The organism is Micromonospora sp. WMMD980 (assembly GCF_029626035.1).
Classification (GTDB): domain Bacteria; phylum Actinomycetota; class Actinomycetes; order Mycobacteriales; family Micromonosporaceae; genus Micromonospora.
Genome location: NZ_JARUBE010000003.1, coordinates 654,771 through 675,060, shown reverse-complemented (window position 1 = coordinate 675,060; position 20,290 = coordinate 654,771). Strand labels below are relative to the sequence as shown.

At 74.9% G+C, this 20,290-nt stretch carries 23 protein-coding genes; 4 read left to right on the top strand and 19 right to left on the bottom strand.

The window, feature by feature from the left end; all coding sequences use genetic code 11:
* Positions 1-41: 41 nt before the first annotated feature.
* Entirely contained in the window at positions 42-1,868 is a 1,827-nt protein-coding gene (locus O7618_RS03705) for a long-chain fatty acid--CoA ligase (RefSeq protein WP_278104532.1), read from the top strand.
* An 82-nt stretch (positions 1,869-1,950) separates the two neighbouring features.
* Here the strand turns inward: O7618_RS03705 and O7618_RS03700 are convergent, their stop codons facing one another.
* Together O7618_RS03700 and O7618_RS03695 are read right to left on the bottom strand one after the other, a co-directional pair.
* Positions 1,951-3,222, bottom strand: a complete 1,272-nt coding sequence (locus O7618_RS03700; protein ID WP_347405408.1) for a low temperature requirement protein A — start codon at positions 3,220-3,222, stop codon at positions 1,951-1,953.
* Between the two features lie 104 nt (positions 3,223-3,326).
* Positions 3,327-4,778 carry a PLP-dependent aminotransferase family protein gene (locus O7618_RS03695; RefSeq protein WP_278104530.1) on the bottom strand — a complete coding sequence of 484 codons (1,452 nt, stop codon included), beginning with the start codon at positions 4,776-4,778 and terminating at the stop codon, positions 3,327-3,329.
* A gap of 59 nt (positions 4,779-4,837) precedes the next feature.
* Between O7618_RS03695 and O7618_RS03690 the strand changes: the two genes are divergently transcribed.
* Complete coding sequence (locus tag O7618_RS03690; RefSeq protein WP_278104529.1) at positions 4,838-5,470, top strand: hypothetical protein; 633 nt, start codon at positions 4,838-4,840, stop codon at positions 5,468-5,470.
* 116 nt (positions 5,471-5,586) lie between these two features.
* Positions 5,587-6,048 carry a hypothetical protein gene (locus O7618_RS03685; protein WP_091059702.1) on the top strand — a complete coding sequence of 154 codons (462 nt, stop codon included), beginning with the start codon at positions 5,587-5,589 and terminating at the stop codon, positions 6,046-6,048.
* Between the two features lie 12 nt (positions 6,049-6,060).
* On the opposite strand, the gene hisF is transcribed toward O7618_RS03685, so the two are convergent.
* The 12 genes from hisF to hisD form a co-directional block, all read right to left on the bottom strand.
* The gene (gene hisF / locus O7618_RS03680; RefSeq protein WP_278104528.1) at positions 6,061-6,828 is read right to left on the bottom strand and encodes an imidazole glycerol phosphate synthase subunit HisF; all 768 of its coding nucleotides are present in this window, start codon (positions 6,826-6,828) and stop codon (positions 6,061-6,063) included.
* Between the two features lie 76 nt (positions 6,829-6,904).
* On the bottom strand, positions 6,905-7,915 hold the full coding sequence (locus O7618_RS03675; protein WP_278104527.1) for an NADP-dependent oxidoreductase: 1,011 nt from the start codon (positions 7,913-7,915) through the stop codon (positions 6,905-6,907).
* Entirely contained in the window at positions 7,912-8,337 is a 426-nt protein-coding gene (locus O7618_RS03670; protein ID WP_278104526.1) for an organic hydroperoxide resistance protein, read from the bottom strand. Before O7618_RS03670 ends, O7618_RS03675 begins: the two co-directional genes overlap by 4 nt.
* Positions 8,338-8,339: 2 nt before the next feature.
* Positions 8,340-8,786: a MarR family transcriptional regulator gene (locus tag O7618_RS03665; RefSeq protein WP_278104525.1), complete on the bottom strand. Its 447-nt coding sequence runs from the start codon at positions 8,784-8,786 to the stop codon at positions 8,340-8,342.
* A 218-nt stretch (positions 8,787-9,004) separates the two neighbouring features.
* The gene (locus O7618_RS03660) at positions 9,005-9,472 is read right to left on the bottom strand and encodes a Rid family hydrolase (RefSeq protein ID WP_278104523.1); all 468 of its coding nucleotides are present in this window, start codon (positions 9,470-9,472) and stop codon (positions 9,005-9,007) included.
* Positions 9,469-10,197 carry a bifunctional 1-(5-phosphoribosyl)-5-((5-phosphoribosylamino)methylideneamino)imidazole-4-carboxamide isomerase/phosphoribosylanthranilate isomerase PriA gene (gene priA, locus O7618_RS03655; protein WP_278104522.1) on the bottom strand — a complete coding sequence of 243 codons (729 nt, stop codon included), beginning with the start codon at positions 10,195-10,197 and terminating at the stop codon, positions 9,469-9,471. Before priA ends, O7618_RS03660 begins: the two co-directional genes overlap by 4 nt.
* Positions 10,198-10,216: 19 nt before the next feature.
* Positions 10,217-10,537: a hypothetical protein gene (locus O7618_RS03650; protein ID WP_278104521.1), complete on the bottom strand. Its 321-nt coding sequence runs from the start codon at positions 10,535-10,537 to the stop codon at positions 10,217-10,219.
* Entirely contained in the window at positions 10,530-11,156 is a 627-nt protein-coding gene (gene hisH / locus O7618_RS03645; protein WP_278104520.1) for an imidazole glycerol phosphate synthase subunit HisH, read from the bottom strand. The genes O7618_RS03650 and hisH overlap by 8 nt, the downstream gene beginning before the upstream one ends.
* On the bottom strand, positions 11,156-11,323 hold the full coding sequence (locus tag O7618_RS03640) for a hypothetical protein (protein ID WP_278104519.1): 168 nt from the start codon (positions 11,321-11,323) through the stop codon (positions 11,156-11,158). The genes hisH and O7618_RS03640 overlap by 1 nt, the downstream gene beginning before the upstream one ends.
* 2 nt (positions 11,324-11,325) lie before the next feature.
* The gene (hisB, locus tag O7618_RS03635) at positions 11,326-11,937 is read right to left on the bottom strand and encodes an imidazoleglycerol-phosphate dehydratase HisB (protein ID WP_278104518.1); all 612 of its coding nucleotides are present in this window, start codon (positions 11,935-11,937) and stop codon (positions 11,326-11,328) included.
* Complete coding sequence (locus O7618_RS03630) at positions 11,934-13,007, bottom strand: histidinol-phosphate transaminase (RefSeq protein ID WP_278104517.1); 1,074 nt, start codon at positions 13,005-13,007, stop codon at positions 11,934-11,936. The genes hisB and O7618_RS03630 overlap by 4 nt, the downstream gene beginning before the upstream one ends.
* On the bottom strand, positions 13,004-14,326 hold the full coding sequence (gene hisD, locus O7618_RS03625) for a histidinol dehydrogenase (RefSeq protein WP_278104516.1): 1,323 nt from the start codon (positions 14,324-14,326) through the stop codon (positions 13,004-13,006). Before hisD ends, O7618_RS03630 begins: the two co-directional genes overlap by 4 nt.
* A gap of 107 nt (positions 14,327-14,433) precedes the next feature.
* Here hisD and O7618_RS03620 point away from each other — a divergent pair, with 107 nt between their 5' ends.
* Positions 14,434-15,144 (top strand): LON peptidase substrate-binding domain-containing protein, encoded by a 711-nt coding sequence (locus O7618_RS03620; protein ID WP_278104515.1) that lies wholly within the window; start codon positions 14,434-14,436, stop codon positions 15,142-15,144.
* On the opposite strand, the gene O7618_RS32170 is transcribed toward O7618_RS03620, so the two are convergent.
* From O7618_RS32170 to lspA, 5 genes are all read right to left on the bottom strand, one after another.
* On the bottom strand, positions 15,110-16,090 hold the full coding sequence (locus tag O7618_RS32170; protein WP_347405360.1) for a DUF2567 domain-containing protein: 981 nt from the start codon (positions 16,088-16,090) through the stop codon (positions 15,110-15,112). The genes O7618_RS03620 and O7618_RS32170 overlap by 35 nt on opposite strands.
* A gap of 48 nt (positions 16,091-16,138) precedes the next feature.
* Complete coding sequence (locus O7618_RS03610) at positions 16,139-17,704, bottom strand: ATPase (RefSeq protein ID WP_278104514.1); 1,566 nt, start codon at positions 17,702-17,704, stop codon at positions 16,139-16,141.
* 140 nt (positions 17,705-17,844) lie between these two features.
* Positions 17,845-18,699 carry a hypothetical protein gene (locus O7618_RS03605; RefSeq protein ID WP_278104513.1) on the bottom strand — a complete coding sequence of 285 codons (855 nt, stop codon included), beginning with the start codon at positions 18,697-18,699 and terminating at the stop codon, positions 17,845-17,847.
* Between the two features lie 2 nt (positions 18,700-18,701).
* On the bottom strand, positions 18,702-19,646 hold the full coding sequence (locus tag O7618_RS03600; protein WP_278104512.1) for an RluA family pseudouridine synthase: 945 nt from the start codon (positions 19,644-19,646) through the stop codon (positions 18,702-18,704).
* On the bottom strand, positions 19,643-20,248 hold the full coding sequence (gene lspA, locus O7618_RS03595; RefSeq protein WP_278104511.1) for a signal peptidase II: 606 nt from the start codon (positions 20,246-20,248) through the stop codon (positions 19,643-19,645). The genes O7618_RS03600 and lspA overlap by 4 nt, the downstream gene beginning before the upstream one ends.
* Positions 20,249-20,290: the final 42 nt, after the last annotated feature.

The window sequence follows — 20,290 nt, the reverse complement described above, 5'->3', positions numbered from 1 at the left end:
ACCCCCGTCACGTCCCTCCACCCCTGAAGGCGGCTACCACGATGGCTCTCGATGTACCGTACCGTTCCGTACCGGACATGTTCCTCAAGCGCGTGGCGGACTCCCCCGACCGGCACGCGTTCGCCCACCCCGCCCAGGACGACTCGGGCCCGGTCTGGCTGACGTGGGAGCAGGTCGGGCAGCGTGCCAGGGCCATCGCGGCCGGGCTGCACGGGCTCGGTGTGGGCCTCGAGGATCCGGTGGCGATCCTGGCCAACACCCGCCTGGAGTGGGTGCTCGCCGACTTCGGCGTGATGTGCGCCGGCGGGGCCACCACGACCGTCTACCCGACCACCGAGCCGGAGGACGCGGTCTACATCCTGGCCGACTCCGGCTCGCGGGTGCTGTTCGCGGAGAACCCGGCCCAGGCGGCGAAGATCGCCGGCGCGGACCTGCCGGCGCTGACCCACGTGGTGCTGCTCGACGGCGCGCCCGACCCGGCTGCCGGCGTCCCCCAGCTCACCCTGGCCGAACTGGAGGAAAGCGGGGCCGCCGCGCTGGCCGCCGAGCCCGACCTGGTCGACCGGCTGGTCGCCGGCATCGGGCCGGACCACCTGGCCACCCTGATCTACACCTCGGGCACCACCGGCCGCCCCAAGGGCGTGGAGCTGTTGCACGGCGGCTGGTGCTGGGAGGGGGTGGCCCAGGCCGAGCTGGGCCTGCTGCGCGTGGACGACCTGCAATACCTGTGGCTGCCGCTGTCGCACTCGTTCGGCAAGACGCTGCTCTGCGGCGCCACCCACGTCGGGCTGCCCACCTACGTCGACGGCCGGGTGGACAAGCTGGTCGAGCTGCTCGGCGTGGTGCGGCCGACGCTGATGTGCGGCGCGCCCCGGGTCTTCGAGAAGGTCTACAACAAGGCGGTGACCACGGCGCAGTCCGCCGGCGGCGCGAAGGCGAAGATCTTCGCCTGGGGGGTCGCCGTCGGCAAGGAGAGGGTCGCGCTGGAGCAGGCCGGCAAGCCGGTCCCGGCCGGGCTGCGCCTGAAGTACGGGCTGGCCGAGAAGCTGGTCTTCAGCAAGCTCCAGGCCCGCCTCGGGGGCCGGATGCGGGTCCTGGTCTCCGGCGCGGCGCCGCTGAGTCAGGAGATCGCCACCTTCTTCGCCGCCGCCAACCTGCCCATCTCCGAGGGGTACGGCCTCACCGAGACCAGCGCCGGCGCGTTCGTCAACCCGCCCGAGGGGCTCAAGATCGGCAGCGTGGGTCGCGCCATGGGCGACCTGGAGTGCCGGATCGACACCGACGGCGAGATCCTGGTGCGCGGCCGTCCGGTCATGCGCGGCTACCACAACCTGCCCGAGGAGACCGCGGAGGCGTTCACCGACGACGGGTTCTTCCGCACCGGTGACATCGGCACGCTCGACGACGACGGCTACCTGCGCATCACCGACCGGAAGAAGGACCTGGTCAAGACGTCCGGCGGCAAGTACGTCGCGCCGTCGCACATCGAGGGCGTGTTCAAGGCGGTCTGCCCGTACACCTCGCAGGCGGTGGTGATCGGGCAGGCCCGCAACTACTGCACGATGCTGGTGACGCTGGACCCGGACGCGATCCAGGCGTGGGCCGCCGGCACCCGGCTGGAGGGCAGCGACTACACCACGATCGTCACCTCGCCGGAGGCGCAGGAGATGGTCGAGGGCTACGTGGCCGAGCTGAACGCCAAGCTCAACCGCTGGGAGACGATCAAGAAGGTGACGATCCTCCCCCGCGACCTCACCATCGCCGACGGCGAGGTCACCCCGTCGCTGAAGATCAAGCGCCGCAGCGTGGAGACCAACTTCGCCGGCGAGATCGACAAGATGTACGAGGGCACGCTCGCCGAGCTGTAGCCCGCCCCGGCCGCCGCGCCGGCCGTGCCCCACCGTCCCGGGGCACGGCCGCGCGGGACGGCCGGGTGTCGTGCCCGGCCGGTCACAGGTGTCGCTGCCGCCACCGGCTTTGCTCCGCCTCGGCGGCGAGTTGCTCCTCGATGGCCAGCTCGCGCACCCGGCGTCGCCGGCCGTTCTCGCTGCGGGTCTCCCAGGCGACGCCGGCGACGGTGAGCACCGCCAGGACGCCCAGCGCGATCAGCTCCGGAATCGGAGCGACGAGCGGGGCGACCGCGGCGAGCGCCACCACGGTGGCCAACAACGGCCGGTGCACCTCCCGCAGCGCCAGCCACCAGCAGCCGGCGAGGCTGAGCAGATAGAGGCCGATCCCGCCGTAGAAGACGGTGACCCAGAACCCGCCGAGTGGCAGGCCCCAACTGGGGTTCTCCGGGGCGGCTGCCTCGGCCAGCAGGTCCTTGAGGCCGAGCGCGAACAGGATGGTCCCGACGATCATCGGCAAGTGCAGGAAGGTGTAGACGTCGCGCGTCAGTCGCAGCCGGGCCGCGCGGTCCCGAGCCTGGTGCAACGCCTGTTCGAGGGCGAACGCCAGGGTGTCGAAGTACGCCCACCAGAGCGCCGCCACGATCAGGATGCCGAGCAGCGCGGCGATCGTGACCGGGCCGGTCAGCGGCAGCCCGGTCTTGGGGCCGAGCCCGAGCGCGATGATCGACTCGCCGAGCGCGACCAGCACCATCAGCGCGTGCCGTTCCGCCCAGTGTCCCGCCGACACCACCACCCACCAGTGCCGGGCCAGCGTCAGTCCGACGACGTACTCGACCAGCAGCGCCAACGTCCAGAGCGCCAGTTGCAGCCCGACCGCGAACGGTCCCGGCGGCAACCGGGTGGGTACGGTGCCGGCCACCACCAGCAGTGCGGTGGCCACGGTCGGGACCAGCGCGCGCAGCAGGAGCCGCCGGCGGCGGACCGGGTCGGCACGTTCCACCCAGCCGAGGATCGTGAGCTGGGCCACCCGGATCACGAAGTAGCTGCCGGCGAAGACCAACGGGCCGGGCAGGCCGCCCGGACGGTCCTGGAACGCGCCGGGCGCGCTGAGCACCAGCAGGAACGTCGCGGCCACGGTGACGAAGCCGACAAGCGGCAGCACGCCCTGGTCGGCGCGCAGTGCGTTGCCCATCCGGGCGAACCCGGTCCACGACCACCAGAGCAGCGCCAGCACCAGCAGGAAGCGGTAGAGATTGGCCGGGGTGAGTTCGGTGGCGGCCAGCGTGGTGAAGCTCAGGAACGCGAAGACGAACACCAGGTCGTAGAAGAGTTCCAGCCGGGTGGTCCGGGAGCCCGGCGCGCCGGGCCGCACGGCCCAGGATCCCCGGACGCCGCCGCTACCCACCTGCGCAGTCTGCGGCCCTCGGCCGGCCGCCGGCGCGCGGTTCTCGGATCACCACCTGAACGGGGGCCGGCTCAGGCGATGACGCTCGGCTCCCGCCACTGCGGGCGGCCGGCCCGGTCCAGGTCGTAGCGGACCGCGGCGAGCCGGCCCACCGCCTCCGCCAGCTCGGCGGCCGGCAGCGTGAAGGGCAGCCGGAGGAACCGCTCCAGCGTGCCGTCCAGGCCGAACCGGGGCCCGGGCGCCAGCCGTACGCCGACCTCCTCGGCGGCCCGGGCCAGCGCGCTGGAGATCGGGCCGTCCAGCTCGGCCCAGAGCGTGACACCGCCGCGCGGCACCCGGACCCGCCAGTCGGGCAGCCGCTCGGCGAGCGCGGCGACGAGCGCGTCGCGTTGGGCGGCGAGCTGCGCCCGTCGGGCGGCGACGATGGCCGGCGCCTCGGCGAGCAGGTGCACCGCGACGAGCTGGTCGAGCACCGGGCTGGCCATGTCCACCCCGACCCGGGCCGCGGCCAGCCGCTGCACCTGGGGAGCGGAGGCGCGTACCCAGCCGATCCGCAGGCCGCCCCAGTAGGGCTTGCTCATCCCGCCGATGCTGATCACCCGGGAGTGCCGGTCGAAGAGCGCGACCGGCGGCGGCAGCGGCGTGCCGTCCAGCGGCAGGTCGACGAAGGACTCGTCGACCACCAGGTCGGTGCCGGCCGCGTGGGCCGCGCCAACCAGCCGCTCGCGCAGGTCGGCCGCCATCAGGTGGCCGGTCGGGTTGTGGAACTCCGGGATGACGTAGGCGAGCTTGGGCCGGGTCTGTCGGAGGCTGCCGAGCAGCAGGTCGGCGTCCCAGCCGGTGTCGGAGAGCCCGTGCGTGGTGATCCGGGCCCGGCGGGCCGCCAGCGCGGCGAGCGCGTTGGGATAGGTGGGCGACTCCACCAGCACCGGACCGCCCGGTGACAACGCCAGCCGCAGCACCAGGTCCAGCGCGTGCTGGGTGCCGCTGGTGACCATGATCTGCTCGGGGCTGGTGGGCAGCCCGCGCTCGGTGTAGCCCCGCGCCACCGCCTCGCGCAGCTCGATGATCCCGGTCGGGTGGTAGCCGGCGCCGCCCAGATAGCGGGGCAGGTCCTCGGCGGCGGCCCGGGCGGCCGGGACGAGCTGCGGCGGGGCGGAGAGCGCGGCGACCCCGAGGTCGATCATGTCGCGGTCGTCGAGCGGGGTCCACAGCCCGGTGCTGGCCACCCGGTGGGTGCCGGGCAGCATGGTCCAGCTCCCGGCGCCGCGCCGGCTGGCCAGGTGGCCGCTCTCGCGCAGTTCCCGGTAGGCGGCGGTGACCGTGGTGCGGCTGATCCGCAACGCCTCGGCCAGTTCCCGCTCGGCCGGCAGGCGTACCCCGAGGGCAAGGCGGCCGTCGGCGAGCAGGCCCCGGACGGCGCCCGCGAGCGCGACGTAGTCGGGACTGCGACGACGGCCGGGCAGCGCGTGCCACTGACCGAGCAGACGCGCCAATTGGACGCCACGCACCTGACTGGTCATAGCCACTCCTCCCCGATTGGCCTCTCCGAGGCCAACAATTGGACCCTAGGGTGGCATGCATGGCACAGCTTGGCAATCTCCGGCACCGGCCCGCGCGGCGCCTCACCCAGCTCTACGCCGGCCTGGTCCTCTACGGGCTCAGCATGGCGCTGATGATCCGCTCCGGACTCGGCCTGGACCCCTGGGACGTGTTCCACCAGGGGCTCGCCCGGCAGACCGGCCTCTCCTTCGGCACCGTCACCATCGCCGTCGGCGCCGTGGTGCTGCTGCTCTGGATCCCGCTGCGGCAACGCCCCGGCCTCGGCACGGTCAGCAACGTGGTGGTGATCGGGCTGGTCGTCGACGCCACCCTGGCCGTGCTGCCGCCCGGTGAGGGCCTGCCGGTGCGCGCCGCGCTGCTCGTCGTCGGGATCGTCGCCAACGGCGCCGCCACCGGCCTCTATCTGGGCGCGGGGCTCGGCCCCGGGCCGCGCGACGGGCTGATGACCGGGTTCACCGCCCGGCACCCGCGCTGGTCGGTACGGCTGGTCCGGACCGTCATCGAGGTAACCGTGCTCGCCCTCGGCTGGCTGCTCGGCGGCACGGTGGGTGTGGGCACGGTGGCCTACGCGCTGGCCATCGGACCGCTCGCCCAGCTCTTCATCCCGGTCTTCGCGCTGCCGGTCCGACCCGCCGACGCCTACGCTCGGTGAGCAGCGCCGGGCCCACCGCCACCGTGCGGGCCGGCCCGGAGCGCCCTGAGCTGCGACGACGTACGGCGGTAAAACCGGGTGTTTCCTCCGCCGTCGCGAGCGGGCATCATTCGTGCATGGGGGAGAACGGATGGCGTTGGAGCGACGCCTGGATCTTCGTGGCATTGGTCATCGCGAGCGGCGCCGGCCGGCACCGCAGGGCGGCGGCCACACGCCGCCCCGAAGGGGTGCGCCTCGCCGACGTCCTCTCCACAGCCGACCACCTCAACCAGGCCATTCCGGAACGGCACGAGGTCGAGGGGGCGGTCCGCCGGCTCGCCGGCGCCGGCCTGGTCAGCGTCTCCGACGGCTGGTTCCGGGTCACCCCGGACGGCGAACGGCTCTGGCGCACCCGGCCCAGCGCCGGGCTGGGCACCACCGTGGACACGGTGCAGGGGGTGCTCACCCGCCGGCACCCGCCGGGCGAGGCCGAGTGGCAGCTCGCCGAGGACGACCACGCGGCAGCCGTCCAGGAGTACGTGGTCCGGTCTATCCCGATGCCGCGCCGCTCCCCCGAGGGTCGCTCCGGCCGGCCGTGAGCGCCCGCCCGCTCAGCGCACGGGGTGACCCGCGCCGCGCAGGGCGTCCTTGACCTCGCCGACGGTCAGCTCGCCGAAGTGGAAGACGCTGGCCGCGAGCACCGCGTCGGCTCCCGCGTCGACGGCCGGCGGGAAGTGCGCCACCGCCCCCGCGCCACCGCTGGCGATCACCGGCACGTCCACCACCTCGCGGACCGCCTGGATCAACGGCAGGTCGAAGCCGGTCTTGGTGCCGTCGGCGTCCATCGAGTTGAGCAGGATCTCGCCCGCGCCCAGCTCGGCGGCGCGAGCCGCCCACTCGACCGCGTCCAGCCCGGCGCCGCGCCGGCCGCCGTGCGTGGTCACCTCGAAGCCGCTCGGCGTCTCCCCGGCGAGGGCCCGGCGCACGTCCAGCGAGAGCACCAGCACCTGCCGGCCGAACCGGTCGGCGATCTCGGCGATCAGCTCCGGCCGGGCGATGGCCGCGGTGTTCACCCCGACCTTGTCCGCGCCGGCGCGCAGCAGCGTGTCCACGTCCTCGACCCGGCGGATGCCGCCGCCGACGGTGAGCGGGATGAAGACCGACTCGGCGGTGCGCCGCACCACGTCGAGCATGGTGCCGCGGTCGCTGGACGAGGCGGTCACGTCGAGGAACGTCAGCTCGTCGGCACCGGCCCGGTCGTACGCCGCCGCCAGCTCCACCGGGTCGCCGGCGTCGCGCAGGTCGAGGAAGTTGACGCCCTTGACCACGCGCCCGGCGTCCACGTCCAGACACGGGATGACCCGTACCGCCACCGTCATGACCGGAAGCCTAGCCAACGCGCGGGCGGCGGCGACCGGCCGGTGAGGCCGATCACCGCCGCCCGGGCGTGGACCGTCAGAGTCGGACGAGCATCTTGCCGAGGTTCTCGCCGCGCATCAGGCCGAGGAAGGCCTCCGGGGCCGCCTCGATGCCGTCGACCACGGTCTCGTCGTAGGAGAGCCGGCCCTCGCGCAGCCAGCCGGCCATCTCCTGGACGAACTGCTCGCGCAGGTGGCCGTGGTCACCGACGAGGAAGCCGCGCAGGGTCAGCCGCTTGCCGATCACCAGCGCCAGGTTGCGCGGGGCGGCCGGCGGCTCGGCCGAGTTGTACTGGGCGATCATGCCGCAGATGGCGGCCCGGCCGTGCAGGTTCATCGCCCCGATCGCGGCCTCCAGGTGGTCCGAGCCGACGTTGTCGAAGTAGACGTCGACGCCGTCCGGAGCGGCGGCCTTGAGCTGCTGGTGGACCGGGCCCTCGTGGTAGTCGAAGGCGGCGTCGAAGCCGAGCGCGAGGAGCCGCTCGACCTTCGCCGGGGAGCCGGCGCTGCCGACCACCCGGCCGGCGCCCCGCAGCTTCGCGATCTGCCCGACCATGCTGCCCACCGCGCCGGCCGCGCCGGAGACGAAGACGGTCTCCCCCGGCTTCATCGCGGCCACGTCGAGCAGCCCCGCGTACGCGGTCAGCCCGGTCATGCCGAGCACGCCGAGGTAGGCGCTGACCGGGGCGACGCCCGGGTCGACCTTGCGCACGGCCTTGGCGTCGACGAGCGCGTACTCGCGCCAGCCGAGGCTGTGCAGGACCACGTCGCCGGGCTTGACGCCCTCGGCCTCGCCGGCCACCACCTCACCGATCGCGCCGCCGTCGAGCGGGGCGTCCAGCGCGAACGGCGGCATGTAGGACTTGACGTCGTTCATCCGCCCGCGCATGTACGGGTCGACGGACATGAACTGGTTGCGGACCACGAGCTGGCCCGGGCCCGGCGTCGGCACCTCGGTGGTGACCAGCCGGAAGTTGTCGGCGGTCGGCCAGCCCTCGGGGCGGGACGCCAGATGGATCTCCCGGTTCACGCTGCTGTCGCTGCTCACAGGGCCTCCCGGACGGTCAGCGCGACCTCGATGTTGCCGCGGGTCGCGTTCGAGTAGGGGCAGACCTGGTGGGCGGCCTCGACCAGCTTCTCGGCGGCCGACCGCTCGACCGCGGGCAGGTCCACCACGAGTGTCACGGCCAGGCCGTAGCCGCCGCTGCCGTTCGGGCCGATACCCACCTCGGCCTCGACGACCGAGCCGGCGACGTCCGCCTTGGCCTGCCGCGCGACGATGCGCAGCGCGGAGTGGAAGCAGGCCGCGTAACCGGCGGCGAAGAGCTGCTCGGGGTTGGCCGCGCCGCCGGCGCCGCCCATCTCCTTCGGCACCGCGAGGTCCAGCTCGACGGTGCCGTCGGAGGTGCGGACGTGGCCGTCCCGGCCGTCGCCGGTGGCCTTGGCGGACGCGGTGTAGAGGACCTGCATGGTCACTGCTCCTTCTGTCGGTGGATCGTCTCGGTGACCCGGGTGAGCGTGTCGCGCAGCCCGACCAGCTCGGCCTCGGTGAGGCCGGTGGCGCGGGCCACCCGCAGCGGCACGTCGTCCATCCGCTCCCGCAGCGCCCGGCCCCGGTCGGTGAGGCCCACCTCGACCCGGCGCTCGTCGGCCGCCGAGCGGGTACGCACCACCAGCCCGGCCGCCGCCAACCGTTTGAGCAGCGGGGAGAGCGTGCCGGAGTCGAGCCGGAGCCGCGCGCCGAGCTCGGAGACGGTGGGAGCGTCGTCGCCGCGCTCCCAGAGCACCAGCAGCACCAGGTACTGCGGGTAGGTCAGGCCGTGCTCGTCGAGGATGGGCCGGTAGACGTCGGTCAGGGCGCGCGACGCCGCGTAGAGGGCGAAGCACACCTGCCGGCGCAGCACCAGATCATCGGTCACACGTTGAACCGTAGCGGGCCATCAAGTTGTGCACAACTTAATCGCGCAGACCCCGACGAGAGACCTGTCACTCCCCGGGCGGGGTGTGGCGGGACAACCCGTCGTCGAGAATGCCTGTCGAGCTGAGATCAGCAACGACTCGGCGCCGACCGGGAGGCCGGTTGAGTCGTTCGTGACGTCAGCTCGACAGGCACCGGAGAGGCGGCCGCGCCGCCGGCTCAACCGGCCGGGAGGTACGCCTCCAACTCGACCTCGACCAGGTGCTCCGGGTCCACCAGACCGGCCACCACCACCATGGTCGCCACCGGACGCACCGGGCCGAACACCGCGTTGTGCGCCCGCCCCACCTCGTCGACGTAGAGCCGGTCGGTCACGTACATCCGGGTCCGCACCACGTCGCCCGGCTCCGCGCCCACCTCGGCGAGCGCGTCCAGGCCGATCCGGATCGCCTGCGCGGTCTGCGCCGCCGCGTCCCCGACGTGCGCCACCCGACCGTCCACCGTGGAGGTACATCCGGCGGTGATCGCCAACGCGCCGGCCCGGACCACCCGGGAGTAGCCGTAGACCGCCTCCCACGGCCCGCCCGAGCCGAGCCGGGTCACCACCGTGCCGGCCGCGCCCGCCAAGCCGCCGACCGGCGGCTCACCCACGCCGCCGACCGGCGGCGCGCCCGGCGCGGCGGTCACGCGCCGGCCCGCAGCGCGGCGAGCGCCTCCGCGACGGTGAACGCGCCGGCGTAGAGCGCCTTGCCGGCGATCACGCCCTCCACCCCGACCGACTCCAACGTCGCCAGGGCCCGCAGGTCGTCCAGCGTGGACACGCCGCCGGAGGCGATCACCGGGGCGTCGGTGCGGGCGCACACCTCGCGCAGCAGGTCCAGGTTGGGCCCGCGCATGGTGCCGTCCTTGGTGATGTCCGTGACCACGTACCGCGCCGCGCCGGCACGGTCCAGGCGGGCCAGCACGTCGTAGAGGTCACCGCCGTCGCGGGTCCAGCCCCGCGCCGAGAGGGTACGGCCGCGCACGTCCAGCCCGATCGCCACCCGGTCGCCGTACTCGGCGCAGATCCGGTCGCACCATTCCGGGTCCTCCAGCGCGGCGGTGCCGATGTTGACCCGGGCCGCGCCGGTGCCCAGCGCCGCCCGCAGCGACTCGTCGTCGCGGATCCCGCCGGACAACTCCACCCTGACGTCCAGCTTGCCGACCACCTCGGCGAGCAGCGCGGCGTTCGAGCCGCGCCCGAACGCCGCGTCCAGGTCGACCAGGTGGATCCACTCCGCGCCGTCGGACTGCCAGACGAGCGCCGCCTCCAGCGGATCACCGTAGGCGGTCTCGCTGCCGGCGGTGCCCTGCACGAGCCGGACGGCCTGGCCGTCGGCGACGTCCACGGCGGGCAACAGATCAAGGCTCAACGGTTGTCTCCTCGCATCCTCAACGACGGTCCAGCGCGATCACCACGATCGCCGGCAGGACCAGCAGCAACAACACGACCAACGCCAGCCGCAGCGCGAGGTCGTCGACGAAGTTCCAGATGCCGGCCACCGCCACGGCGGTGAGCAGCACGATCGCCGCCCGCTCGCCCCGGCTGTGCCGGCGCAGCCGGCCGGTGCGGCCCCGGCGCAGCCGCGGCGTCAACCGGCGTACCACCGAACGGCGCCGCTCCCGGCGCGCCACCCGGCGAGCCCGGGCGGCCCGCTCCCGCTGCTGGTCGGCCTCGCGGGCCGCGCGGCGCCGGGCCCGTTCCTTACTCAAGCGTGCCGAGCCAGTTGCGCAGCAACGCCGCGCCGGTGTCGGCCGACTTCTCCGGATGGAACTGGGCGGCCGACAACGCGCCCCGCTCCACCGCCGCGACGAAGTCGGCGCCGTGGTGCGCGGTGGTCACGGCGGCGCCGGCGGCGCCCAGCGCGGCCGGGTCGGTGACCCCGTAGGAGTGCACGAAGTAGAACCGGGCGTCGACCGGCAGGCCGGCGAACAGCGTCGAGCCGGCCGGGGCGTGCACCGTGTTCCAGCCCATGTGCGGCAGGCGCGGCGCGGGCAGCCGGGTCACCCCGCCGGGCAGCAGCCCGAGCCCCTTGGTGACCACGCCGTGCTCCTCGCCGTGCCCGAACAGCACCTGCATGCCGACGCAGATGCCGAGCACCGGACGACCGGCGGCGACCCGCTCGGCGATGACCGGGCCGGCGCCCAACTCCTCGATCCCGGCCATGCACGCGGCGAACGCGCCCACGCCCGGCACCACCAGGCCGTCGGCGGCCGCGGCGGCGGCCAGGTCAGCGGTGACCGTGACATCGGCACCGGCCCGCTCCAGCGCGCGCTCGGCCGAACGCAGGTTGCCCGAGCCGTAGTCGAGCACCACCACCCGCCGGCCCATCAGCCCTCCCCCGGCAGCAGCCACAGCACGCCGCCGGCGGTGGCCAGCAGCGCCAACAGGCCGGTGACCACCACGGCGGCGCGGGGCGCGCCCTGCTTGTGCAGCGACCACACCCCGCCGACCAGCACGCCGGCCAGGATCAGCAACAGCGTCGGCAACACCCTCATGGTTAGAGCGCCCCCTTGGTGGACGGCACCACGCCGGCGCTGCGCGGGTCGACCGCCGTGGCCTCGCGCAGCGCGCGGGAGACCGCCTTGAACTGGGCCTCGACCACGTGGTGCGCGTCCGGGTGGCCACCCGGACGGGCCGCCCGCAGCACGTCGACGTGCAGCGTGACCCGGGCCGCCTGGCCGAACGACTCCCAGATGTGCCGGGTCATGCTGGTCGGGTAGACCGGCCCGATGTACGGCGACAGCGCCGGCTCGTCGTGCACCACGTACGGCCGGCCGGACAGGTCGACCGCGGCGCGGACCAGCACCTCGTCCATCGGGACGGTGGCCGAGCCGTACCGCCGGATGCCGGCCTTGTCGCCCAGCGCCCGGTCGAACGCCGCGCCCAGCGCGAGCGCGGTGTCCTCCATCGTGTGGTGCGCGTCGATCTCCAGGTCGCCGACCGTGTGCACGGTCAGGTCGAAGCCGCCGTGCCGGGCGATCTGGTGCAGCATGTGGTCGTAGAAGCCGACGCCGGTGGAGATGTCGGCCTCGCCGGTGCCGTCCAGGTCGATCTCGACAAGCACCTTGGTCTCGTTGGTGACCCGCTCGATCCGGGCGGTGCGGTTCATGGCAGCTTCTCCATCGCGGACAGGAAGGCGTCGGTCTCGGCCGGGGTTCCGGCGGTGACCCGCAGCCAGCCGGGCAGGCCGACGTCGCGGACCAGCACGCCGGCGTCGAGCAGGGTACGCCAGGCGGCGCCCTGGTCGCCGCCGACGGCGAAGAGCACGAAGTTGGCGTCGCTGTCGGCCACCCGGTGACCCCGCGCGCGCAGCTCGGCGACGATCCGGTCGCGCTGCTCCATGATCGCGGTGACGGTGCCGAGCAACGCGTCCCGGTGGGCCAGCGCCGCCCGGGCGGCGGCCTGGGTCAGCGCGGAGAGGTGGTAGGGCAGCCGGACCAGTTGCACCGCCGCCACCACCGCCGGATCGGCGGCCAGGTAGCCCAGCCGGCCGCCGGCGAACCCGAACGCCTTGCTCATGGTGCGGGTCACCACCAGCCGCGGGTGGCCGGGCAGCACCGCCAGCGCGCTGACCGTGCCGGGCCTGGCGAACTCGGCGTACGCCTCGTCCACCACCACCATGCCGGGCGCCTCGGCCAGCACCGCGGCGACCACTGACGGGTCGAGCGCGGTGCCGGTCGGATTGTTCGGCGAGCAGAGGAAGACCACGTCCGGCCGGTGCGCGCGCACCTGGTCGACCGCTTCGGCGGCGGTGAGCCCGAAGTCGGCGCCCCGGACACCCGGGATCCAGCCGGTGCCGGTGCCCAGCGCCAGCAGCGGGTGCATCGAGTAGGCCGGGGTGAACCCGAGCGCGGTGCGCGCCGGGCCGCCGAACGCCTGGAGCAGTTGCTGCTGGATCTCGTTGGAGCCGTTGGCCGCCCACACGTGGTCGACCGTCAGCCCGTGCCCCAGGTAGCCGGCCAGGTCGGCGCGGAGCGCCACCGCGTCCCGGTCCGGATAGCGGTTGAGGTCGCGCAGCTCGGCCGCGACGGCCTTGCCGATCGCCTCGACCACCGACTCCGGCACCGGGTAGGAGTTCTCGTTCGTGTTCAGCCGCACCGCCACGTCGAGCTGCGGCGCGCCGTACGGGGAACGCCCCCGCAGGTCGTCCCGGATCGGCAGGTCGTCGAGCGAGGTCACGACACGCCTCCGGGGAAGCGGACGCTGACCGCCTGGCCGTGCGCCGGCAGGTCCTCCACGCCGGCCAGCGTGACCACGTGCGGGGCCACCTCGCGCAGCGCCTGCTCGGTGTATTCGACCAGGTGCACGCCGCGCAGGAAGGACTGCACGGACAGGCCGGAGGAGTGCCGGGCGCAGCCGCCGGTGGGCAGCACGTGGTTGGAGCCGGCGCAGTAGTCGCCGAGCGACACCGGCGACCAGGCGCCCACGAAGATCGCGCCGGCGTTGCGCACCCGCAACGCCCACTCGCGCGGGTTCTCGGTCTGGATCTCCAGGTGCTCGGCCGCGTACGCGTCGACCACCCGCAGCCCGGCCTCCAGGTCGTCGACGAGGACCACACCGCTCTGCTCGCCGCGCAGCGCGGTGCCGATCCGCTCGGCGTGCTTGGCGGCCGGCGCCTGCCGGGCCAGCTCGGCGTCGACCGCGTCGGCCAACTCGGTGGACGGGGTGACCAGCACGCTGGCCGCGAGCGGGTCGTGCTCGGCCTGGCTGATCAGGTCGGCGGCGACGTGCGCCGGGTCGGCGGTGTGGTCGGCCAGGATCGCGATCTCGGTCGGGCCGGCCTCGGCGTCGATGCCGACCACGCCGCGCAGCAGCCGCTTCGCGGCGGTGACCCAGATGTTGCCCGGTCCGGTGATCATGTCGACCGGCTCGCAGCGCTGCTCGCCGGCCGGGTCGACGGTGGCGCCGTAGGCCAGCATGGCCACCGCCTGGGCGCCGCCGACCGCGTACACCTCGTCGACGCCGAGCAACGCGCAGGCCGCCAGGACCCGGCGGTCGGGCAGGCCGCCGTTCTCCTTCTGCGGCGGGCTGGCCACCACCAGCGAGCGCACCCCGGCCGCCTGCGCCGGGACCACGTTCATCACCACTGTCGACGGATACATGGCCAGGCCGCCGGGGACGTAGAGACCGACCCGGTCGACCGGCAGCCACCGCTCGGTCACCGTGCCGCCGGCGACCACCCGGGTGGTGTGGTCGGTGCGACGCTGGTCGGCGTGCACCTTGCGGGCCCGGGTGATCGACTCCAGCAGCGCGGCGCGGACCTGCGGGTCCAGCTCGCCCTCGGCGGCGCGGATCACCTCGACCGGCACCCGCAGATGCTCCGGGGAGACGCCGTCGAACCGCTCGCTGGCCTCGCGGATCGCCGGGTAGCCATGCTCGCGGACCGCCTCGACGAGGGGACGGATCCGCTCGACCGCCACGGAGACGTCGAGCTGGGCACGGGGCAGCAGGCGGCGCGGGTCGGGCACCCCGCCGCGCAGGTCGATCCGAGTCAGCACGCCTGCGAGTCTAGGCCGCCGCCGGTCGGCCCGGCCGGGCGCGCCCGCCCGGCGGGAGGGTGAGCCGGGACACGCCGGCCGGGCGCGAGGGAGATACGCTCGATCACGTGAGCGCACGGCTGCCGGTGTTCCCGCTCGGGACCGTCCTCTTTCCCGGGCTGGTCCTCCCCCTGCACATCTTCGAGGAGCGCTACCAGGCGCTGGTGCGTGACCTGGTCGGGCTCCCCGAGGGCGCGCCGCGCGAGTTCGGCGTGGTGGCGATCGCGGCCGGCTGGGAGGTGGCGCAGGCCGGTCCGCCGGGGCGGCCCGGCACCCCGCTGGCCGGCGGCGAGGTCACCCTGCACGAGGTGGGCTGCACCGCCGAGCTGCGGCAGGTCACCGAGCTGACCGACGGCGGGTTCGACATCGTCACCGTCGGTCGGCGCCGGTTCCGCATCGCCGAGATCGACGACGCCGCCGAGCCCTATCTCACCGCCGAGGTCCAGTGGCTGCCCGAGCCCGCCGGCCCGGACGAGGTGGCCGACACGCTGGCGGCCCGGGTGATCTCGGTGTTCCGGCACTACCTCGGCCTGATCCGGCCGGAGCAGGAGGACATCTCCGAGCAGCTCCCGGAGGACCCGACCGTGCTGTCGCACCTGGTTGCGGCGACCGCCGCGCTGACCGTCGCCGACCGGCAGCGGCTGCTCGCCATCGACGACACCCCCGACCGGCTCCGCGCCGAGCTGCGCCTGCTCAACCGGGAGACGGCGCTGCTGCGCCAGGTGCGGGCCGTGCCGGTGCCGCTCAGCGAGCTGGCGGGTCTTCCGGCGCCGAACTGATGCCCGGCGGCGTCCGCCCACCCTCGGGCGCCGGCGGCCCGTAGCCGCCGACGCCGGGCGCGGGCCAGCCGCCCGGGCCGTGAGCGGGCGGCCAGTCGCCGCCGGGCTCCGGCTCCGGGCGCAGCGACGGCCACCGCGACCAGCCGGCCAGCAGCGTGTACGTGACGGCCGCGCCGAACGCCGCGAGCAGCAGGTTGCCGTGCGGCAGGGGCAGCGGGCCGAACCAGTCGACACCGCCGGCGCGCAGGTCGGCGGGCTTGGTGAAGTCGGTGCCCGGCGGCGCGGTGTCCACCAGACGCTGGAACGTGGCCAGCCCGATCCGGCGACCCACCTGCCAGGCCACCACGGCCGCACCGAGGCCGCCCAGGGCGACCGCGAGCAGCCCCGCCGGGCCCCGCCTGCGGCGCAGCAGCACCCACAGCGCGATCGCGGAGAGGACGCCGAAGCCGAGCGCCAGGAGGCTGAACCAGCCGTCGGCCGCGATCGGCTGCTCCGGCTGCGGAACGGCGTAGACCGCGCCGTCCGGGGTCTGCCGCACCGGAGTGCCCGGCGCCAGCCACGCCCAGAGCAGCCCCAGCGGCGCACCGAGCACGGTGAGCAGCGCCGTCACGCCGAGGGTCGTCGCCACCGCCCGGCCGAAGCCGCGTCGCGCGACGGTCGTCCCCGGCGACGGCGCGAGCGGGCCCGGCGGATGAACCGTCCACGGTTCGGCGCCGGACACCCGTCCCGTCGGACCCTGGCGACCGGCGGACGCGTCCGTGCCGGTCGCCCCCTCGGCCAGGCCCTGGCGACCGGCGGACGCGTCCGTGCCGGTCATGCCGTCCGTCGGGGGCGCGGGCGCGGCGGGCGGGCCGTCGGGCCCGGCCGGGGGCGCCTCGACGGGCGGGCGGTCGGCCGCGCCGGAGCGGTCGGCGCTCCGCTCGGGATCAGGGGTGTCCGGGCTCACCCGGTGATCCTCTCAGGCCCGGGCGGCGCGTGGGGCGGTGGTCGGCGGTCAGCGCGCGAACGGCTCCAGCATCATCGCCGCCGCCTTGAGCCAGGCGGTGCGGGTCTCCGCCTGGAGCTGCGGATATTCGATCGAGGAGCCGGTCTCCAGCGCCGGGTCGTAGGGCACCACGGCGACCGCCCGGGTGCGGGTGGCGAAGTGCCGCTCCAGGTCGTCCTGGAGCGAACTCCGCCCCGGGGTCGGGCAGGAGATCAGCGTGACGGCGTTGTCGGCCAGCTCGCCCATGCCCACCTCGTGCAGCAGGTCGAGCATCCAGTCGGCGCTGAAGGCGGCGTCCTCGCGCGGCACGGTGGTCACCACGAGCTGGTCGGCGGCCTGCATGACGGTGCGCCAGTTGGGGCTCTCCACGTTGTTGCCGGTGTCCACGCAGACCACCTCGTGGGTGCGGCGCAGCAGCTCCAGCACCCGCTTGACGGTGAACTGGTCGAGCCGCTGGGCGAAACGCGGGCTCTCCTCGCCGGCCAGCACGTCGTAGGAGCCGTCGGAGGCGTGCCGGAGGTAGTCGTCGAGGTGCGACAGCAGCGTGTCGCCCTCGAGGATCTCGATCTGCGCGAGATCCTGCACCAGGTGCCGGATGGTCCGCGCGTGCCGGGCGCTGCCGGCGCGCAGGCCGAGGGTGCCGCGCAGCTCGTTGTCGTCCCAGGCGAGCACCCCGCGCCCGCGTACGCTGCCCACGCTGGCCGCGGCGAGCACGGTGGCGGTGGTCTTGTGCACGCCGCCCTTGGGGTTGGCGAAGGCGAGCACCCGGGGGGCGCCCAGCTCGCGGCGGAGCACCCCGGTCGCCCGTTCCAGCTCGGCGTCCGGTTCGGCGGCACGCCACCGCGCCCGCACCGCGTCGATGCGGCCCGGTCGGGCCTCCACCGGACGGCGCGGGGCGGGCACCGCCGGTTGCTCCGGCGCCGGCGGGATCTCCGGCCGGTATCGCCCCCGGTCCAGCAGGGCGTAGCGGGACTCCGGCGGCGGGGCCGCCGGGCGGTAGCCACCGTCGAGGAGGGAGTAACGCGACTCGACGGGCGCCTCGGCCCGCCCGCGCGGTTCCGGCTCGGCCCGCCAGGACGGCTCCGCGACAGGGGAGGGTTCGGCACGCCAGGACGGCTCGCCCGCCGGCTCCGCCGGGTAGCCGGGGTCGGCACGCCAGGACGGCTCGGCCCGGGGCTCGGACGGGTAGCCGGGGTCGCCGCGCCAGGACGGCTCGGCCGCCGGCTCCGGGTCGACGCGGTACGCCGGCTCCGCCCGGTAGGCCGGCTCGCCGTCGTAGCGGGGATCCGCGCGGAACGCCGGATCGACCCGGAAGGTGGCCTCGGCGCGGTACCCGGGTTCGGCGCCGTACGACCCGTCGGCGGCCCGGCCGACCGCGGCGGCGCGCCCGGTCCAGCCGGTGCCGGCGCCGCGGTGCGGCAGCGGATCGGGCGGCGGCAGCGGGCTCTCCTCGACGCGCCGGTCGGCGTCGGCGTGCTCCGCGCCGCGACCGCCGAGTCGGGCCCGGTCGAGCAGCGCCCGCCACCGCGGTGCCGGCTCGCCCTGCCGACCCCAGCCGGTCTCGCTGCCGTCCAAGGATTCGCCCTCCCCCAGCCCATCGATCTCCGCCTGACAGGCTACGAACGAAACCCTATTCGGACCACTCCCCGCGCCGCACATCGCCCGGTGGCTCTCCTCACCGTGGCACCCGGCGGATGGCCGGCCACCCGGGCGTCTCAGGAGGTGGGAGCGGGATTGGGCGGGCCGGACGCGGCGACACGTGGTCGACCGGCCGGTGAAGGCGCGCTCACTGTCGGTGCGGCTTCCGACGAATCGCCCATTCCGCCGACGGCGCCCGGCCCGCCGTCGACCGGCGGCCGGGCCACGTCACGCTGCTCGGGCAGCGGCGGGGTGAACACGGTCCGGTCCAACCGGGTCACCTCCGGCGCCGGGTCCACCACCCGCACCCCGGCGCGCCCGGCGAGCGCGCGCAGGACCTGCGGGGCGCCGCGCACGACGGCGGCGTAGACGCAGGCGCACCCGCTCCGGTAGCCGGCCGCCTCGCGGGCCGCGACCGACGCGTCGGTGTCGTACCGTCGCCGGAGCGCGGGATCGGCGGAGGCCGCCGGGGCGGCGGCGCGGGCCCGGTAGTCCGCGGCCTCCCGGTCCTTGCGCCCGGCCACCTCGGCCATCCCACCGACCACGTCGTCGGGCAGGCGCAGCGCGGCGATCCGGACGATCTCGGTCTGCCGGCCCGGCAGCGGCACCCGGGCGACCACCGCCGACACCGGCGTGCCGGCCAGCGTGGTCGCCACCCGGCCCGGCGTCAGGTAGGCCGTGAACGAGACCAGCGCGTAGCCGTCCGGGACGTCGAGCCGGGCCAGCTCGTCGGCGGCGGCACCGAGGTACGCCGGCACGGGCGCGCCGGGGGCGATCCCGACGCGGGTCACCTCGCCGACCGTGCGGTCACCCACCGGCCGGTCCCGCCGCTGCGCCACCGCGACCACCAGCACCAGCAGCGCGCACCCCAGCGCGAGCCAGCTCAGCCGCGCCGAACGGGACCGGCGCAGCGGCACGGTGTCGTCGCCCACGCTCAGTCGCGCAGGATCTCCAGCGCCCGGGCCAGGTCGTCCGGGTAGTCGCTGACGAACGTGACCTCCTCGCCGGTGCGCGGGTGCCGGAAGCTCAGCGACCGGGCGTGCAGCCACTGCCGGGACAGCCCGAGGCGGGCCGACAGGGTCGGGTCGGCGCCGTAGGTCAGGTCACCCACGCAGGGGTGCCGCAGCGTCGAGAAGTGCACCCGGATCTGGTGCGTCCGCCCGGTCTCCAGCCGCACGTCGAGCAGGCTGGCCGAGGGGAACGCCTCGAGCGTGTCGTAGTGGGTGACGCTCGGCTTGCCGCCGGAGACCACCGCCCAGCGGTAGTCGTGGTGCGGGTGCCTGTCGATCGGCGCGTCGATGGTGCCGCGCAGCGGATCCGGGTGGCCCTGCACCACCGCGTGGTAGCGCTTCTCCACCTCGCGTTCCTTGAACGCCCGCTTCAACGCGGTGTAGGCCAGCTCGCTCTTGGCCACCGCCATGACCCCGGTGGTGCCCACGTCGAGCCGGTGCACCACGCCCTGCCGCTCGGCCGCGCCGCTGGTGGAGATCCGGTGCCCGATGCCGGCCAGCCCGCCGATCACGGTCGGGCCGGTCCAGCCGGGGCTCGGGTGCGCCGCCACGCCGACCGGCTTGTCCACCACCACGATGTCGTCGTCGGCGTAGACCACGGTGAGGCCGGGCACGGCCTGCGGCACCACGGTCGGCGGGGCGGCCGGCGCGGGCAGCGTGACCTCCAGCCAGGCACCGGCGCGCACCTTGTGCGAGTTGGCCCGGGCCACCCCGTCGACGAGCGCGTCGCCGGCGTCCACGAGTGCCGCCGCGGCGGTGCGGGACAGCCCGAAGAGCCGGGACACGGCCTGGTCCAGCCGCATGCCGTCGAGACCGTCCGGAACCGGCAGGGAGCGCTGGTCGCCACCGGTGGCGTACGCGGCGGTCATGCCCGCTCCCGCTGGTCGGCCGGGGCGTCGTCGGCCGCGCTGGACCCGGCGCGGGCGCGGGAGCCGTCCCGCTGCCGGCCGGTCAGCTCCAGGAAGACCGCCAGCACCACGCCGCAGACCAGCGAGCTGTCGGCCAGGTTGAACACCGGGTAGTACTGGCCGTACGGGCCGAACAGGCTGATCATGTCGACGACGTGGCCGACGAAGTGCCCCGGGGCCCGGAAGATCCGGTCGGTGAGGTTGCCCAGCGCCCCGCCCAGCACCAGGCCCAGCGACACCGCCCACGGCAGCGAGCGCAGTCGCAGCGCCATCCACCCGATCCACCCGATCACCGCGAACGTGATCAGCGGGAAGACCCAGGTGTGGTCGGAGCCGATGCTCCAGGCGGCCCCGCTGTTGCGGGTGAGGGTGAAGTAGACGGCCCCACCGAGCACCGACACCGGCTCCCGGCCGGGCAGCTCGCTGAGCGCGAGCTGCTTCGTGCCCAGGTCGACCAGGAGCGAGACGAGGGAGACACCGAGCAGCAGGCCGACGGCCCTGCGGCGGGGCGCGCCGGCGGCTGTCCCCGTGGTGCCGGACCCGGCGGGTGGTGCTGCGGTCATCTGCTCCCCATCGACGCTCGCGACGGTGGCGGTCACCGTCTG

What these genes read in the sequence shown, in the direction of transcription:
- O7618_RS03685 (WP_091059702.1), top strand. Translation starts at nt 5,587, where the DNA reads ATGGGGGAGAACGGATGGCGTTGGAGCGACGCCTGGATCTTCGTGGCA.
- lspA (WP_278104511.1), bottom strand. Translation starts at nt 20,248, where the DNA reads ATGACCGCAGCACCACCCGCCGGGTCCGGCACCACGGGGACAGCCGCC.
- O7618_RS03640 (WP_278104519.1), bottom strand. Translation starts at nt 11,323, where the DNA reads ATGAGGGTGTTGCCGACGCTGTTGCTGATCCTGGCCGGCGTGCTGGTC.
- O7618_RS03690 (WP_278104529.1), top strand. Translation starts at nt 4,838, where the DNA reads ATGGCACAGCTTGGCAATCTCCGGCACCGGCCCGCGCGGCGCCTCACC.
- O7618_RS03705 (WP_278104532.1), top strand. Translation starts at nt 42, where the DNA reads ATGGCTCTCGATGTACCGTACCGTTCCGTACCGGACATGTTCCTCAAG.
- O7618_RS03695 (WP_278104530.1), bottom strand. Translation starts at nt 4,778, where the DNA reads ATGACCAGTCAGGTGCGTGGCGTCCAATTGGCGCGTCTGCTCGGTCAG.
- hisB (WP_278104518.1), bottom strand. Translation starts at nt 11,937, where the DNA reads ATGAACCGCACCGCCCGGATCGAGCGGGTCACCAACGAGACCAAGGTG.
- O7618_RS03600 (WP_278104512.1), bottom strand. Translation starts at nt 19,646, where the DNA reads ATGACCGCCGCGTACGCCACCGGTGGCGACCAGCGCTCCCTGCCGGTT.
- hisF (WP_278104528.1), bottom strand. Translation starts at nt 6,828, where the DNA reads ATGACGGTGGCGGTACGGGTCATCCCGTGTCTGGACGTGGACGCCGGG.
- hisH (WP_278104520.1), bottom strand. Translation starts at nt 11,156, where the DNA reads ATGGGCCGGCGGGTGGTGGTGCTCGACTACGGCTCGGGCAACCTGCGT.
- O7618_RS03670 (WP_278104526.1), bottom strand. Translation starts at nt 8,337, where the DNA reads ATGCAGGTCCTCTACACCGCGTCCGCCAAGGCCACCGGCGACGGCCGG.